We start from the raw sequence: 15,571 nt of genomic DNA on the forward strand, positions 1-15,571 counted from the left end.
AGCCGATGCATTAAACCTTTTCGCTTCAGTACTCAAATAATAATAGTGGAGGAAAGTCCTCCACCGAACATAAGCAGAGCTTATTTTCTATCAGGCCTTTACAATTTTATAGTTCTTGTGGTTCACTACGGTCTTTTCCTCCAACTCGAGCTCCCGATAATTTTTCATATAAGTTAAATCGACAATTACTGAATTTTCATTCACTTTTTCAACGATTCCTTTTAATCCTTCTTTAAATTCAATCACATTCCCTATTTCTGCTTTTTTCATCAAATGTCGCTCCTTTTTGCCAAAATTCTACAAACAATTACTAATATTTTGACGGAAAGTTTTGGAAAGGTAAAGAGTTTTCTAACAATTTCATTTAAAAATTATGGCTTGTGATGATCTACCTTTTGAAATTACAATAGTCATAGTAAGGATGGAGGTTTGTGTATGAGTGAAAAGGACATTCTTGAGCAACTGCAATTATTGCGTACAAGAGAAATTGATGAAATAAAGGTGTTGAAAGAAGATTTCCTCGCCTTTCGAGCAATACTTGTGAAACAGGAGGATTTTAAACATTTTCGGGGAATAGCCCAGCAAGGTGGAAATATCCTCTTTCATTATTTAGATACACAGAGAAGTTAAAAGAGTGGGGAACCCCCACTTTTTCTGTTTCGAAAGTGCTCTGTTCTTTCCTGGATTACGACCAGTATATGAGGCAACACCTGTATTTAGTATTGAAGCTTGAACGATCAGTGGTAACCTTTACCTGCTGAAATTCTCCTTATACATTGTTATCTTATTGGTGAGCGCTTATTAGGAGGTAGAAGTATGATTAAGAAAAGCTTTATAATAGGAATTGCTGCACTTTCTTTCGTGACATTCTCTTCTCAAACATTTGCTGCAGGGGAAGTGCACACGGTAGAAAAGGGTGAATCCCTCTGGGAAATTGGTAAGGAGAAATCCGTATCCGTCATTCAACTAAAGAAAGAAAATGATCTTAAATCAAATGAAATATATCAGGGTCAATCAATCGTTATTCCTGCCAGTGATGTAACCGCAGAAGATCGGGAGTTACTTGCGAAACTTGTTCATGCAGAAGCAAAAGGTGAACCTTATGCAGGTAAGGTAGCAGTCGCAACGGTTGTATTAAACAGGGTGGATTCTTCAGAATTCCCTGACTCTATTAAAAACGTGATCTATCAGGTTTCTAATGGACATTATGCATTTTCACCAGTACAAAACGGACAAATAAACCAGGCACCTTCACAAGAATCCAGAGATGCAGTTGATGAAGCCCTGGCTTTCAGAGGGCAGGGGAAAGGCTCTTTATTCTTCTATAATCCTGTAACATCTACAAGTGACTGGATTACAAGCAGGGAAACATTGTTGACGATAGGGAAGCATCGATTCGCTAAATAATGTATAGATATAATTGATATGAAAAACGTAAGTACTTTTCCTTTTCTCTAAGTAGAATTAATAGTAAAATAGAGAAAAGAAGCAGAGGTGATGTTGATGAACGGTACAATAGCCACACGAATTGAGGTCGTACGCTCGAAGATGATTCAGTCCGGGATTCGTTTTGGGTTGAAAAGCCCCACAACCATTCAACTGAGTGAAGAGCTGGATGCCTTGATCAATATTCATCAACGCAATGATACTAAAAAGACAAGTCAAAGAAAGATCATTCAATAAATAGAAGGTTAACCTATGAAATCGACCTATCCTACTTCAAGGGGGGATTTCAGCAGGTTAACCTTTTTCAATTTTATTCATGAGGATTGGTGAGCTTTTGGGTAGGGTATCCTTCTTATATAGGAAATGAAAATCAAGGGAGAGATGAAATTGAAAGGAAATATTGTGTGCATAACAGGTGGAGCCAACGGGATAGGGAGAACCCTCGTTGAAGAATTTTCAAAGCAAGGTGCCATTGTAGAATTCATGGATATGGATGATGCGAAGGGGAAGGAACTTTCCAGAACGCTCAATGCAGAAGGATATAGCACGCGCTTTCATGAAGTGAATGTAGGAGTACCCCAACAAGTGAAAGAAGCCTTCACGATCATTAAGAAAGAACACGGTGTGGTCGATGTTTTGATTAATAATGCAGGTGTTTCAAGATTCATGCCATTTTGGGAGATGGAACCTGAAGATTGGAACGAGATTTTAGCAGCTAATTTAAGCAGCGTATATTATTGCAGCCGTGAAGCAGCCGAGTTAATGAAGGGGCGTGGAGGCTCTATCATTAATATGGCTTCCACAAGAGCTTCAATGTCTGAACCGGATACAGAGGCGTACTCAGCGACGAAAGGCGGGATTATCAGTCTTACTCATTCACTTGCCATCACCCTCGGCGAGGTGGGGATTCGGGTCAATTCCATTAGTCCTGGTTGGATTCAAACAGAAGATTATACTTCCTTGAGGGACATAGATCATGAACAGCATCCGTCAGGAAGGGTAGGTAAGCCCGAAGACATAGCGAGGGCATGCTTATTCCTTGCGAACACTGATAATGATTTCATTACAGGAGAGAATCTCGTTGTGGATGGTGGAATGACACGAAAGATGATTTATAAGCATTGAATGCATGAAGGAAGCAGGGCAATGGAAACTACCCCCTTCTTAACACGACAATATTGATAAGTCCGATGCACAGTACAAATATTAAGCTGATAACCATTTATTTTTTACACTCCCATCTTTTTTTCTAGAATATGGGAAGGATGTATGGTCTGTTCAAGGAATAGAATAAAGATTTGTAAAGATTGATATTATGGAGAAAAGACCCGATCACGCACCGAGTCAACCCTTCGGTAGTAGCATCATGATTTGTATAAATAAAAGTAAAACTCGCCGTAGTTATTTTGGCGAGTTTCTTTATTAGCGATTAAATACTTGTGATACGTTTCAACGTCGTCTATTAAATAAGATGTCTTGCCCTATACAGAAGAGGCAGCAAAAGTAAAATAAGCGGAGTTTTTCCGGTTACATTCAAAATGGAACTTGTTATTAGGATAAATAAGCGGAGTTTTTCCGCTTATGCACAGAAAAATCAGCAAGTATTGAATTTTTTGAGTGGTTAGGCGGAATCTCTCCTTTTATTTCGCTCATCTCTCCTTTTAATGAAGAAATTAGCGGAATCTTTCCGTCTATTTTATCAGCTCTTGGGATTGACTTGATTTTCCATCCTATAAATGCCCAGATGCAGTAATCAGCAGACTAATCAATAAAATAGGTAATTAAAACGGCATTCCATATGATAAAAGTTTAGCCCCCTCTTTTTAGAGTAGTCGGTTTTATAAAAGAAAAGGGATAATTTAACAAAGAGTTATGGTAAAATAAGAAAATGATATTGTTAGAAAATTAAATTAAATCTTCGTATGAAAACTAGGGGGAAAAAGAATGAGTAGCTTGGCCTTAATTAAGAAAGAAATGAATAAAGTATTAGTGGGTAAAGACAAAGAGATAGACCTTTTGATGATTGCATTACTTCAAGAAGGACATGTTCTGTTGGAAAGTGTGCCGGGTACTGGTAAAACATTACTGGCCAAGACATTCAGTCACTGCATTGATGGAGCTTTCAAAAGGATTCAATTCACACCTGACGTGTTACCAAGTGATGTAACGGGTATACAGTTTTTTAATCCGAAAACCCAAGAATTTGAGTTAAGGACGGGACCCGTCGTCACAAACGTCTTATTGGCGGATGAAATCAACAGGGCCACTCCGAGAACCCAGGCAAGTCTACTGGAGGTAATGGAAGAAAAGCAGATTACGATAGATGGGGAGACCGTTCCATTATCTCCTCCCTTCATCGTGGTTGCCACGCAGAATCCCATTGAATCCCAGCAAGGGACATTCCCGCTGCCTGCAGCACAGTTGGACAGGTTTTTATTGAAGATACCATTTACTTATCCTGACTTTGAAGAGGAAAGAGGGATTTTGAACCGATTTAAATCATCGGAACCTTTGAGTACAGTAAATAAAGTAATGGGTCTTGAAGAACTTCAATCGTTGTCACGCCGTGTCAAAGAAGTCCACGTATCTGAGGATATCGAAACGTATATACTTCAAATTACGAGGGGGACAAGGGAGCACGAATGGGTGGAGGTAGGTGCAAGTCCGCGAGCCAGCCTGGCACTTCTAAAGGCTTCCCAGGCTAAAGCCTTTCTTGATGGCAGGGATTTTGTGAAGCCTCAGGATATTGTAGCGGTTGCTCCATATGTTCTTCAGCATCGTATTCAATTAACAATAGAGTCATCCCTGACCAGGACGCCAGAGGAAGTCATCGAGCAGATCGTAGAGATGGCCATTACCCCTGTTGAAGCGGGGCAGGCTCGGTGAAGTGGAAACGGGAGATAGTTGAAGATCCTTACATATCCATGACGCTAGTACTACTCGTCATTGTCGGTGCAGTAAGTTTTTATGTTCAATCTTATGTTGGGTTAGGTATTTTTCTATTGATGATTCTCTATTTCAGGGTTCATCAATGGTATATGGTGAAAGTCGGGGAAGGTATCAGTATTGGAAGAACCATAAAGAGATTGAGGCTCCACGCTGATGAGGAGCAGAAGTGGGAATTTCAGATCCAGAACAGAGGAATATCCATTTGGGGGGCGACTTTAAAGGTCACGTTTAAAGATATCGTCATTCCTAAGGGATACCCGTACACGACCGGCGTTGGGGACAATATAGAAGTGTCCATTCCCTTTTCCATCCGCAAAAATGATGAAGGAATCATCTCCATACCGATTATTGGAAAGAGGAGAGGATTATGCAGAATCACCAAGATGCAGTTGGAAATCCCTCATTTATTCGGAAGTGGAAAAGTCCTATTGGATTTACTTGATAATGTTCCATCCACCATTATCGTATTTCCTGTAAATTCACCTGTTAAAATGGCAGAACAAAAGCTTACCTGGAAGCAGGGAGACGTCCCAATTCAACATTCATTATTTCATGATGTCTTTCACCAAATCGGAACGAGGGACTACGTTCAGGGAGACCGGTTCCAAGACGTTCACTGGAAGGCAACGGCCAGGACCGGAAGCCTTCAAACAAAGATCTACGCGCCAGCAACCCAAAAAGAGTGGATGATCGCCATCAATATTTCCGATCGTTATGCAATTACCAATCAGTTGGAAGAAATAATAGAGTATACGTCTTATATGATGCAGCTTGCAGTAGAACAAAACATCACGTTCTCACTTGTACTAAATGTAAGGTCGCAGGGTCTGACCCCTTATTATTACCTCCCGCCGGGAATAGGAAGGGTTCACAGGCAAAGAGGCATGGAGCTCCTATCTACTCTTTCAACAGATGAGTTTACCGTTCCATTCCATATAGTTCTTAAATCTCTTTACCTGCGTCAATTAGTGCCTTCCATCTTCATCGTAGCGGGTGTCATGGAGAAACGGGAAGAATCTCTATTAACAAATATAGAGAAACAAAATATACAAGTTTTCAAGTTAAAAGTAGAACAAAAACAAGGAGTCGTCACTTTATGGAATCGTTCGCTGAAAGTACCTTCCTGACCAAATCAAAACAGATGGTTTTGATTAAATTGGGACTGTTAGTGGGGATAGATGTATTATTTACCCTATTGTTCATTACGTTCCTCTTTCCGAAAGAAGTAATTATTAACAGCTACGTCCCGGCTCTGTTTACTGTATTTATTTCCATTATGATAACAGTCGCTTTGAGTAAGCTGAATCAACCGATGACTAAACAATTGATTGCGGCCCTATTCATCGCTCTGTGTACTGGTATTTACTTCTTCTCTGCTTCATGGTTGATCATGTTGTGTGCCCTGTTATTTCTCCATTGGAGAATCTCAACTTATATCAACAATCATGATCACGCCATTGAAGTGAGCAGCGGTTCAATCCTTATCTTTTTAAGCGTGGCAGCGTTTTCCCTGTTGACGGGTTCAATGAGAGATCTGGAAAATACGTATATCGTATACTCCTTACTCTTAATTCTATTTTCAATCATTATCACGTTCACCCCGATCCAAAGGATGCTCAGTGGTATGAAACACGGTCAAGGAAAAATGCTCTTCAAACCAGTTGTTTTCTGGTTCTTAGTGCTAGTGGCAGGTGCTGTACTGGCAATGTTCAGCTCGTTGGTAAGTAAGGGGATCTATTGGGGAGCCGAAAAAGTATTTTGGGTAATCTCTTTCCTGGTGAATCCGATTTATGATCAACTATTAAAATTAAGAGACTTAATCATGAACATGTTTTCAAGCGATGCTGAAAAGGGTACAGGGAATGAACTCGAAAAACAGAATATTGATGAGACTCAAACTTACGAACTCAGCCAGGGATTATCATTTTCCTGGGTGGACGAGGCTCTGCTGATTCTATTAGTCATATTTGTCATCATTTATCTGATCAAGAAACGAAAGGAGTCTCTTCACGTTTCAGAAAGTGAAAGGGATTCTTACAGCATGACGACTCAACACATCATCACTCCTTTTGAAGAAAGCAGTAAAGAACCAATTTATTATTCAAAAGCAAGGGATTCTATCCGGCTATCGATGGAGAAGCTTGAAGAGGAAGCTTTAAGGAGCGGGGCAGGAAGATACCCGAATGAGAATGTTCAATTATGGTTCGACAGAATCGGACTTAGTGGAACGGATCGCTTTTTCACTGTGTACGAACAAGTAAGGTACGGACAATTCGTGCCTGGTCAGGATGAAATCGATTTCTTCACCAGTCAAATAGATGGACATATTGCACATTTGAACGATAAGAATGATCAATAGCAGAAGAAGCTAGTGCAGAGAAGGCGATTCTCCCTGCATTAGCTTTTTTTAATTATTTTCACATGGGGTATGATAAATATGAGGAGGGCTGCCCATGTTATTTGAAATAATAAATGTGCACTTTAAAGATATTTTACATATTAGGGAGATGGACATATCTGAGGGCAAGACTACTTGTCTGGTAGGGGAAAGTGGTGCAGGAAAATCGACTCTTTTGAAATTATTAAATAAAATGAATATACCAGACAGGGGACAGGTCCTTTATAAGGGAGATCCCTTAAAGAGTTTGGACGCTGTGAAGCATAGGAGAGAAGCTGTTATGATTTCTCAAACACCTCTCCTATTTGGAGAAACAGTAGAAGAGAATCTGCAGAGTGGCCTTATTTTTTCAGAAAAACCTCCGGCAGGTCGGGAGGAGCTCCTGAAGATACTCAACATTGTCAAATTGGATATGCCTTTAGACGCTCATGCAGCGCAGCTGTCAGGTGGGGAGAGACAGCGATTGTCACTCGGGAGGGTGTTATTAATGAAACCTGTCGTCTATTTATTGGATGAACCCACTTCTGCTCTTGACGAAGAAACCGAAATCCAAGTGATGAAAAGCTTTATTGAATGTGCAAATGGGCATGGGGGAACCGTTATTATGGTTACCCACTCTACCAATGTGGCTGAAGAATATGGCGAAGAAATCATTACGATTGAGAAATAGACGAAGGAGAGAATGACAGTGGAAAAAGGAATCATTGACATAGAATTATGGAGATTCATCGCAGCTTATGTGTTTGTGCTTCTATTATTATTCATCGTAAAGTGGAGGGGGGTTTCGAGGGAAAAGCAAATCTTACTCGCTTCTTTCAGGATGACGATTCAACTCATTATTGCTGGATACATACTTACTTATATTTTTGATCATCCAAGCCCCCTGCTTACATTGAGTATCATATTGATTATGGAGGCATTTGCCATCAGGAATATTTTTAAGCAGGTTAAATATGAGATGCATTTCAAACTGAAAGGGATGGCTGCCTTCTCATTATTCATTGGGACTCTTGTTTGCCTATTCTACTTCAATATGGTCGTCATCCACTTTTCACCATGGTATGAACCAAGATACTTTATTCCAATCGCCGGAATGATTGTGGGGAATTCGATGACGGGTATTACGCTTGGAATCAATACGCTACTCGGGGGATTGAAAGATCAGAGGGAGAAAGTAGAGGGGGCGTTGATGCTTGGGGCAACACCGAAAGCTGCCTCCAAGATCTATGTGGATAATGCGTTTGACTCCGCCATCCTTCCCACTCTTAATAATATGATTGGAATGGGAATCATTTTTTTGCCTGGAATGATGACAGGTCAGATTCTCTCTGGGATAAGTCCCCTGGTTGCCATCGAATATCAAATAGCCATTCTATTAGGCATTATTGGAAGTGTAGCACTCACCGTGATTCTTTTTATCATATTGGGGTATAAGCAATTATTTACAAAGGACGCCCAATTGAATATATAAGCTCTGTAGGGTGGAGTTTTTCCGTTCTAATCTAGTTTCCACGGCATATGCTAGAGAAAGAATGATAGGAAGGGGAAGATCCCATATGAAATATGAAATAGAACAGGCACTAAGGGTCAAAAGTCTTGCCATTGATGTAATGGAAGAATTGATGAAAAATGAAAGTAAGCATAGTATCCAAGAATTAAAACAGTTGTCAGAATTATTCTCTCGCTGCATTTGTGATTTGGTGAATGTGTATACAAACACATCTGAAGATCACGAAATGACACTGAAGGGAACCATAATCAAGGCAAAAATCGGTTATAATCTCATGAAGGCCAAGCCAAAAACCCATGTGGTAGAAAAAGAATAGTATGTCAATGAAAAAACTGACTCATACTAAAGACTCCACCACTTAATTAAAATGGTGGTTTCTAAAAGGGTTGGTTTTTTTTCGATTACAGAAATACATCAATTTTTACATAAATAGGTTCATAACAGTGGCAAATTTATGAAATACTAAAAAAATCAAGCTTTACAATTGTGTATCTCTTCATTGCATGCTATTCTTTTTTATTGAACAGCTTTATAGGAATAATGGATTAATCGCTAGAAATAGTTGACGTTTTCTTCATAATCCATTACTTTTATGAAGCAACCAAAAACAAGATATATGAAGGAGTCGATTTACATGGCACAAAAAACATTTACAGTTACAGCTGAAACAGGAATTCATGCTCGTCCGGCAACTCTACTAGTTCAAACGGCAAGCAAATTCGACAGCGATGTACATCTAGAATACAAAGAAAAGAAAGTAAACTTAAAATCAATCATGGGTGTTATGTCTTTAGGTGTTGGTAAAGGTGCAGAAATCACAATCATTACTGAAGGTAGTGACGAAGAAGAGGCGTTAAACAGCCTTCAAGAAACATTGAACAAAGAAGGTTTAGCTGAGTAATGTCAAGTCTTTTAAAAGGAATTGCGGCTTCGAATGGCATTGCCATAGCGAAAGCGTACCGTTTAGTTGAACCTGACTTAAGCTTTGAAAAGAAAAGCGTAGACAATGCTGAAGAAGAAGTAACACGCTTCGGGGAAGCCATTGCCACGTCAAAATCAGAGCTTGAAGCGATCCGTGATAAAGCAAGAGTTGATCTAGGTGAAGATAAAGCCCAAATCTTTGAAGCACACCTTCTTGTCTTAAGCGATCCAGAATTATTGACACCCATTGAAGACAAAATCAAATCAGAAAATGTAAACGCTGAATTCGCACTTAAAGAAACAGCGGATATGTTCGTTTCCATGTTTGAATCCATGGACAATGAATACATGAAAGAACGTGCGGCTGATATTCGTGACGTGACAAAACGTGTTCTTTCACACTTGCTGGGTGTGCAAATTGCGAACCCAAGCATGGTGACAGAAGAGGTTATTGTGATTGCAGAGGATTTGACTCCTTCTGACACGGCGCAACTGAACCGTGAATTTGTAAAAGGATTCACAACTGATATCGGTGGAAGAACATCCCACTCCGCAATTATGGCCCGTTCAATGGAGATTCCAGCTGTAGTGGGGACAAAATCCATTACTTCCTCTGTTGAAAATGGTGACATGATCATCGTAGACGGATTAAATGGAGAAGTACATATTAATCCGACTCCTGAAGTCATCGAAGAGTATAAGAAAGAGCATGCCCGTTATGAAGAACAAAAGGCTGAATGGGCTAAGCTTGTAAACGAGCCAACGGTTTCCAAGGATGGAGAGCATGTTGAACTTGCTGCAAACATCGGGACACCTAAGGATCTTGAAGGGGTTAAAAATCACGGCGGAGAAGGTGTAGGTCTGTACCGTACAGAATTCCTATACATGGGTCGCGACGAATTACCTTCTGAAGACGAACAATTTGAGGCATATAAGGCCGTATTAGAAGGGATGGAAGGGAAACCTGTAGTGGTTCGTACTCTTGACATCGGTGGAGATAAGGAACTTCCTTATTTGAACCTACCTAAAGAAATGAACCCGTTCCTAGGGTATCGTGCAATCCGTCTTTGTTTAGATGAGCAGGATATTTTCCGTACTCAGCTTAGAGCGCTATTAAAGGCAAGTACGTATGGAAACCTGAAAATCATGTTCCCGATGATTTCAAACCTTCAAGAGTTTAGAGAAGCGAAAGCCGTACTTGAAGAAGAGAAAAAAGCTCTTCTTGAAAACGGGACGAACGTAGCTGATCATATTGAAGTGGGGATCATGGTAGAAATCCCATCAACTGCTGTCATGGCAGATGTCTTTGCCAAAGAAGTCGATTTTTTCTCGATTGGCACAAATGATCTGATTCAGTACACTATGGCTGCAGACCGCATGAACGAGCGCGTTTCATACTTATATCAACCGTACAACCCTGCCATTTTACGCCTTGTGAAAATGGTGATTGACGCGGCTCATAAAGAAGGAAAATGGGCTGGTATGTGCGGGGAAATGGCTGGAGATGAGATTGCTGTACCGATCCTTCTGGGATTAGGATTGGATGAGTTCTCAATGAGTGCCACTTCCATTTTGCGTGCCCGTTCTCAAATCAAACAGCTAAACACTGCTGATATGAAAGAACTCGCAGAACAAGCATTGCAATTAGACACCAATGATGCGGTAATTTCTTTAGTGAAAAAAGCGACATCAATAGAGTAAATAAAGGTTTAAATGGTTGAAATGAGGGTACTGTATTTTTGAAGAATAAGGATAAGGCACACCCTTTGGGCCTTTTATTCTCATTTCCCCCTTTCTTGTGGATTGAAGGAACATAATGTTCTTTCAATCCCTTTTTTATTTTAGGGGATATAATTCTTTTTAAAAGGGTTTCTCCATTCCATCAACACACCGTAATGGCAGGATTCCTCATCTTCAATATAATCTTTGATCGCCTTTAGTGGGGTACGGCCAGCCTGTAATAAAAAGGTTATCACCGGATCTTTATATTCACCGCGCGTCAACATCTTCATATACTCTTCAATCCGGAGTGTGTCGGCCACTTTATGATAAGTGGGAATGCGGGCTCCGCCAAGTAAGCGTTCCAAATGTAAATGCACCACAATTTCATACATGGCCTCCATCATTACTTTCCCCAGCTTAAATCCCCTGTAGTCCGGTGCGATACAAAGATCCACTACGTACAATGTGTTTCCATTGGGTTTATGGTTTCTGATATATCCATTATCCGTTATTTCCTCCCACGTGTGTGGGGGATCCGAAGGAGTGAAATCTACAATCAGACTTGTCATGCTGCCAACTACTTTCCCGTCTATTTCCACACATATGGCACCTAAGGGGAAATGGGATAAATGCTGTGTAAGCTGATCTTTATTCCAGCAAAGATCTGATGGGAAAGGAGGTGGGAAAGCTTTTTGTTGGATCAAGATCAATGCATCGAAATCATTTTCCCTATAATTCCTGATAACGGCTTTATGTATATGATTATCCTTGAAGACATACTGTTCCTTACTATACATGACAGCACCTCATTTCTCGGAATTCCCTTGTTTATTATACTTTATGAAAGCGCTTTTTTAAAGTGTTTTACTAAAATAACTTTTCTGCCTTCAAGGCATAAAAAAATCTCTGTAATTTTCTTAAAAAAAGTTTTAAAGGAAGGTTTACCATATTTAAAAGCGGGTATTCTATAACTAAGCATGAAATTGGAGATTAATTTCTCACTAACACCCCCTTTTCCTTTTTTTTGAACCAGCTCTTTTATAGAGGCTGGTTCTTTTTTTCTTTCATAATTGTCAATTGTATAGTACGAATGCCTGAGATGAATAATAAGCATATGCTGACCCTTAAGGGAATCAGCACTACAATAGAAGGGGTGGATGAACGATGGCAAAGAGAACAAAAAAGAATGATCCACAACAAAAAAATAAAAAAGGCTTCGACTCTTCAAAAATCAATTCAGAATTTGCACATGAAATAGGCAGTGCGGCAACAAATAAAATCCACAATGACAAAGCCAAAAAAGAAAAAGCATCCAAAAATAATGGTGAATATAAAGGGTAATACAAAGAAAGGGGCGGACCTTGAAAAGGTCCGTCCCTCTTATCTTTGGATAAAGGCCTGAAGCCGGTTGAGTCCTTCTGTCAGTTGTTCCATGGAACACGCGTAAGAAAGTCGGAAATATCCTTCACCGAGCTTTGAAAAGGCATCTCCGGGTACGACGGCGACTTTTTTCTCCTTTGCGAGGGCCAGGGAGAAATCCAAGGAACTTAAACGTAATTCATCGGGGATCTTCACGAAAAAGTAAAAGGCTCCTTGTGGTTGAACTACACCTTCAAACCCCATCTGGACTAACCGCTCATATACGTAATCCCTTCGCTTCCTATATTCATCCTTCATCTCCATCGCATCATTCTTCCCTTTGGTCAAAGCCTCATATGCTGCCTTTTGCGATATGGAAGAAGCACAGGACACATTGTATTGGTGAACCTTCAGAAGATGGCTGGAAATGGTTTCTGGAGCAAAGACAAGACCGATCCGCCACCCGGTCATACTATGTGACTTTGATAAACCGTTGATAACGATTGTTTGCTCTCTTAAATATTCTGCAATGGAATGATGAGCACCGTCATAGGTAAGTTCACTGTAGATTTCATCAGCCAACACAAAGATTTCCCGGTTTCTAAGTAAATCGGCGATCTCTTTCAATTCTTCCTTTGATAAGCTCACCCCCGTTGGATTGGAAGGGTAAGGAATGATGATGCATTTGGTTGATGGGGTCAAGCTCTTTTCAATAAGAGCAGCATCTAATTTAAATTCATTTTGAGTAATATCAACATGGACCGGATTTGCCCCGCAAAGTTTAATGATGGGTTCATATCCTGGATAAACAGGTCCAGGGATAAGACAGTCATCTCCTTCGCAAAGAATCGTACGAAGAATCACATCGATTCCCTGGGAGGCACCATTTGTGACTATGACTTCGGCTCTCGGGTCATAATGTATATTGTATTTTTCTTTGACGAATGAAGCAGCAGCTTCACGCAATTCAAGGAATCCTGCATTATGGGTGTACGAAGTAAAATTATCATCTATGGCTTTTTTTCCGGCATCTTTAATATGCTGGGGGGTGGGGAAATCAGGTTGACCGATGGTAAGGGAAATCATGTCGTCGATCCCCTCAACCATGTTGAAAAATCTTCGTATCCCTGAAATTTGAATGTCCCTGACCAAGGGATTAATATGCTGTTCCAATATGTACACCTACTTTAATAATTTGATTCATATTCTACCATTAATTTGAGTTTTTACGTAGTGCTTTTGTTTGAATGGAGGAGAAAAAGGGAAAGGATAAAATGAAAAAAAGTCAGTTAGGGAGAGCCATATGATTCGAACGAATATAATCAAGGAGAATGGGGACATTCAGTGTGATGTACCTTTATCCAGAATAAAAGAAAAAGATGTAAAATGGTACTGGGTGGACTTTTCAGAGCCTACCAGCAAAGATATCAGGTTGCTTAAATTATATTTCAGGTTTCACCCCCTTGCGATCGAGGATTGTTTGGATGACTTCAGTCAGCGCCCAAAGCTCGATTTTTATGAACAGTATATATTTGTCCTTATGCACGGAATCAATCCTAAAACCCATGATTCCCATGAGGTGAATATGTTTGTGAATTCAAGCTTCATTGTGACCTTCCATAAACAGCGAGTCGACGAATTAAATCATTTATGGGAAAGAGTGAAGGAGGAAGGGGAACAGCTTAGTCCGTTTAAGATCATGCATGGAATCGTTGACCGATTGGTGGACGAATATTTCCCGCTTATCTATAAGATTGAAGATCGCCTCAATACCATTGAGGACAACACGAACGAAGAAGCGGATAGTGATTTGATGGATGAATTATTTGATATTCGCCATGATATGTCCAAGCTAAGACGAACTCTTGTGCCAATGAGGGATCTATTGTATCGAATCAGCAACTCAGGAAGATTAAACTCGTTGAAAGAAGAGCAGCTATACTTCAATGACGTGTATGACCATTTAATAAAGCTCGTGGAAATGCTTGAATCCTATCGTGAATTTTCATCGGATATTCGTGATAATTATCTTTCAATCAATTCGGATAAAATGAACAATATCATGATGACCTTGACTGTCATAACGACGATTTTCATGCCTCTTACATTTATAGCCGGTTTATATGGAATGAATTTTGTCTATATGCCTGAACTGAATGAGCGAAGTGGATACTTCATCGTTCTTGGGGTCATGGGACTTATCGCTCTGATCATGTTCGGTTTCTTTATGAAAATAGGGTGGCTCAAGTTCAGCACGAAAAAGCGAAGAAAGCGGAGAAGACTTCTTCGATTAAAATAATCAGTTCATACAAGGGGGGTTCCAGAAGGAATTCCCCTTGTTCATGCTTTTAGTCCTCAATAAGCCATCCTTTTTCAATGCCGATGTCGACCCATTCACATATCTGGGAATAAATTCGAGGGGAAATGTCTTTGATCCATTGATTTCGGTTTAACACTTGATGAGCATAAATTTTATGTTCCAACCATGATTTTCCTTCTGTCGAGACGTTCAGGAGAAGAGGCTGAATGTGGTCAATGATTGATGCATATAGGGCTTCATTTGTCTTTCCTTCCTCAAATTCCTCCCAAAGAGACTTATATTTGTTTCTTGTCCCTTCAGGCAGGAGCCCAAAGATTCTCTCGGCAGCCCGTACTTCTCTTTCACGCTTATCCTCATAGCCGCTGACATCAAAGGCATAAGTATCGCCTGCATCAATTTCCACGATATCATGTAGAAGGAGCATCTGAATGGAAGTGAAAAGGTCTGTTTTCTCCCTTTTTTCATACACTTCAAATAAGGTCATAGCCATCACACATACATGCCAGGAATGCTCACCACTATTTTCTCTTCTACTCCCATCGCTTACGTATGTTCGACGCTCGATTATTTTTAATTTGTCCACTTCTTTAATGAAATTCAACATGTCAGTAAACATGGCATACCCTCCAAAAAATTGTATTCCTTTTTCATTATGAGGAGGGATAAGGGATACTGCAACTGATCTCTGAATGAGTTAAGATAATTTGGTTTAAAAATGTAGATTTTTTTGTGGAAAAACGTTATATTAGTTGAGGACAATAGAAGAAGAATTGGGAAACTGATGATTCCCGAGAGGTTCTAGCACAACCCTCTATAAAAAACTAAGGAAAACGACATCCTTAGGTGTCGTTATTTTTTTGTTAGTGGCAATTTTTTGCCGATATTATAGAGTTTTACAGAATCTCTTTCTTCTTTTCATGGCAAAAGAGCCTGTAGAAGAGAAAGG

The 15,571-nt window shown here is 40.0% G+C and carries 19 protein-coding genes and 1 riboswitch; of the genes, 14 read left to right on the top strand and 5 right to left on the bottom strand.

Features of this window, described 5'->3' with window-relative positions; translation table 11 throughout:
• Positions 1-90 precede the first annotated feature (90 nt).
• Positions 91-270 (bottom strand): YkvS family protein, encoded by a 180-nt coding sequence (locus tag SLH55_RS05325; protein WP_206851117.1) that lies wholly within the window; start codon positions 268-270, stop codon positions 91-93.
• A 165-nt stretch (positions 271-435) separates the two neighbouring features.
• Here SLH55_RS05325 and SLH55_RS05330 point away from each other — a divergent pair, with 165 nt between their 5' ends.
• The 12 genes from SLH55_RS05330 (at position 436) to ptsP (ending at position 10,925) form a co-directional block, all read left to right on the top strand.
• Positions 436-630 (top strand): hypothetical protein, encoded by a 195-nt coding sequence (locus tag SLH55_RS05330; protein WP_219169244.1) that lies wholly within the window; start codon positions 436-438, stop codon positions 628-630.
• A 186-nt stretch (positions 631-816) separates the two neighbouring features.
• Positions 817-1,407 (top strand): cell wall hydrolase, encoded by a 591-nt coding sequence (locus SLH55_RS05335; protein ID WP_320322888.1) that lies wholly within the window; start codon positions 817-819, stop codon positions 1,405-1,407.
• A 96-nt stretch (positions 1,408-1,503) separates the two neighbouring features.
• The gene (locus SLH55_RS05340; protein ID WP_257475130.1) at positions 1,504-1,683 is read left to right on the top strand and encodes an aspartyl-phosphate phosphatase Spo0E family protein; all 180 of its coding nucleotides are present in this window, start codon (positions 1,504-1,506) and stop codon (positions 1,681-1,683) included.
• Positions 1,684-1,827: 144 nt separating this feature from the next.
• Complete coding sequence (locus SLH55_RS05345; RefSeq protein ID WP_219169238.1) at positions 1,828-2,571, top strand: SDR family NAD(P)-dependent oxidoreductase; 744 nt, start codon at positions 1,828-1,830, stop codon at positions 2,569-2,571.
• Positions 2,572-3,390: 819 nt separating this feature from the next.
• Positions 3,391-4,332, top strand: a complete 942-nt coding sequence (locus tag SLH55_RS05350) for an AAA family ATPase (protein WP_219169236.1) — start codon at positions 3,391-3,393, stop codon at positions 4,330-4,332.
• Complete coding sequence (locus SLH55_RS05355; RefSeq protein WP_320322889.1) at positions 4,329-5,522, top strand: DUF58 domain-containing protein; 1,194 nt, start codon at positions 4,329-4,331, stop codon at positions 5,520-5,522. The genes SLH55_RS05350 and SLH55_RS05355 overlap by 4 nt, the downstream gene beginning before the upstream one ends.
• Positions 5,492-6,754, top strand: a complete 1,263-nt coding sequence (locus SLH55_RS05360) for a hypothetical protein (RefSeq protein WP_320322890.1) — start codon at positions 5,492-5,494, stop codon at positions 6,752-6,754. The genes SLH55_RS05355 and SLH55_RS05360 overlap by 31 nt, the downstream gene beginning before the upstream one ends.
• Positions 6,755-6,848: 94 nt before the next feature.
• Positions 6,849-7,463, top strand: a complete 615-nt coding sequence (locus SLH55_RS05365) for an ATP-binding cassette domain-containing protein (RefSeq protein ID WP_320322891.1) — start codon at positions 6,849-6,851, stop codon at positions 7,461-7,463.
• A 12-nt stretch (positions 7,464-7,475) separates the two neighbouring features.
• Positions 7,476-8,264, top strand: coding sequence for an ABC transporter permease (locus tag SLH55_RS05370; protein WP_219169228.1), 789 nt, complete (start codon positions 7,476-7,478; stop codon positions 8,262-8,264).
• 85 nt (positions 8,265-8,349) lie between these two features.
• Positions 8,350-8,619 (top strand): hypothetical protein, encoded by a 270-nt coding sequence (locus tag SLH55_RS05375; protein WP_219169226.1) that lies wholly within the window; start codon positions 8,350-8,352, stop codon positions 8,617-8,619.
• A gap of 318 nt (positions 8,620-8,937) precedes the next feature.
• Complete coding sequence (locus SLH55_RS05380) at positions 8,938-9,204, top strand: phosphocarrier protein HPr (protein ID WP_034756145.1); 267 nt, start codon at positions 8,938-8,940, stop codon at positions 9,202-9,204.
• Complete coding sequence (gene ptsP, locus SLH55_RS05385) at positions 9,204-10,925, top strand: phosphoenolpyruvate--protein phosphotransferase (protein ID WP_219169224.1); 1,722 nt, start codon at positions 9,204-9,206, stop codon at positions 10,923-10,925. Before SLH55_RS05380 ends, ptsP begins: the two co-directional genes overlap by 1 nt.
• A 140-nt stretch (positions 10,926-11,065) precedes the next feature.
• Here ptsP and SLH55_RS05390 read toward each other — a convergent pair whose 3' ends face one another.
• Positions 11,066-11,743: a GNAT family N-acetyltransferase gene (locus SLH55_RS05390; RefSeq protein WP_219169222.1), complete on the bottom strand. Its 678-nt coding sequence runs from the start codon at positions 11,741-11,743 to the stop codon at positions 11,066-11,068.
• Between the two features lie 41 nt (positions 11,744-11,784).
• Positions 11,785-12,060: a hypothetical protein gene (locus tag SLH55_RS05395; RefSeq protein WP_320322892.1), complete on the bottom strand. Its 276-nt coding sequence runs from the start codon at positions 12,058-12,060 to the stop codon at positions 11,785-11,787.
• Between the two features lie 50 nt (positions 12,061-12,110).
• Between SLH55_RS05395 and SLH55_RS05400 the strand changes: the two genes are divergently transcribed.
• On the top strand, positions 12,111-12,287 hold the full coding sequence (locus tag SLH55_RS05400; RefSeq protein WP_219169219.1) for a hypothetical protein: 177 nt from the start codon (positions 12,111-12,113) through the stop codon (positions 12,285-12,287).
• Between the two features lie 39 nt (positions 12,288-12,326).
• On the opposite strand, the gene SLH55_RS05405 is transcribed toward SLH55_RS05400, so the two are convergent.
• Positions 12,327-13,478: an aminotransferase A gene (locus tag SLH55_RS05405; RefSeq protein ID WP_219169217.1), complete on the bottom strand. Its 1,152-nt coding sequence runs from the start codon at positions 13,476-13,478 to the stop codon at positions 12,327-12,329.
• A 130-nt stretch (positions 13,479-13,608) separates the two neighbouring features.
• On the opposite strand from SLH55_RS05405, the gene corA reads away from it, so the two are divergent.
• Positions 13,609-14,604, top strand: coding sequence for a magnesium/cobalt transporter CorA (gene corA, locus SLH55_RS05410; RefSeq protein ID WP_219169215.1), 996 nt, complete (start codon positions 13,609-13,611; stop codon positions 14,602-14,604).
• A gap of 49 nt (positions 14,605-14,653) precedes the next feature.
• On the opposite strand, the gene SLH55_RS05415 is transcribed toward corA, so the two are convergent.
• On the bottom strand, positions 14,654-15,241 hold the full coding sequence (locus tag SLH55_RS05415) for an HD domain-containing protein (protein WP_257475129.1): 588 nt from the start codon (positions 15,239-15,241) through the stop codon (positions 14,654-14,656).
• Between the two features lie 170 nt (positions 15,242-15,411).
• A riboswitch (PreQ1 riboswitch) is annotated at positions 15,412-15,456 on the top strand.
• Positions 15,457-15,571 lie beyond the last annotated feature (115 nt).

The organism is Rossellomorea sp. YZS02 (genome assembly GCF_033963925.1).
In the GTDB taxonomy this organism is placed as follows: Bacteria; Bacillota; Bacilli; order Bacillales; family Bacillaceae_B; genus Rossellomorea.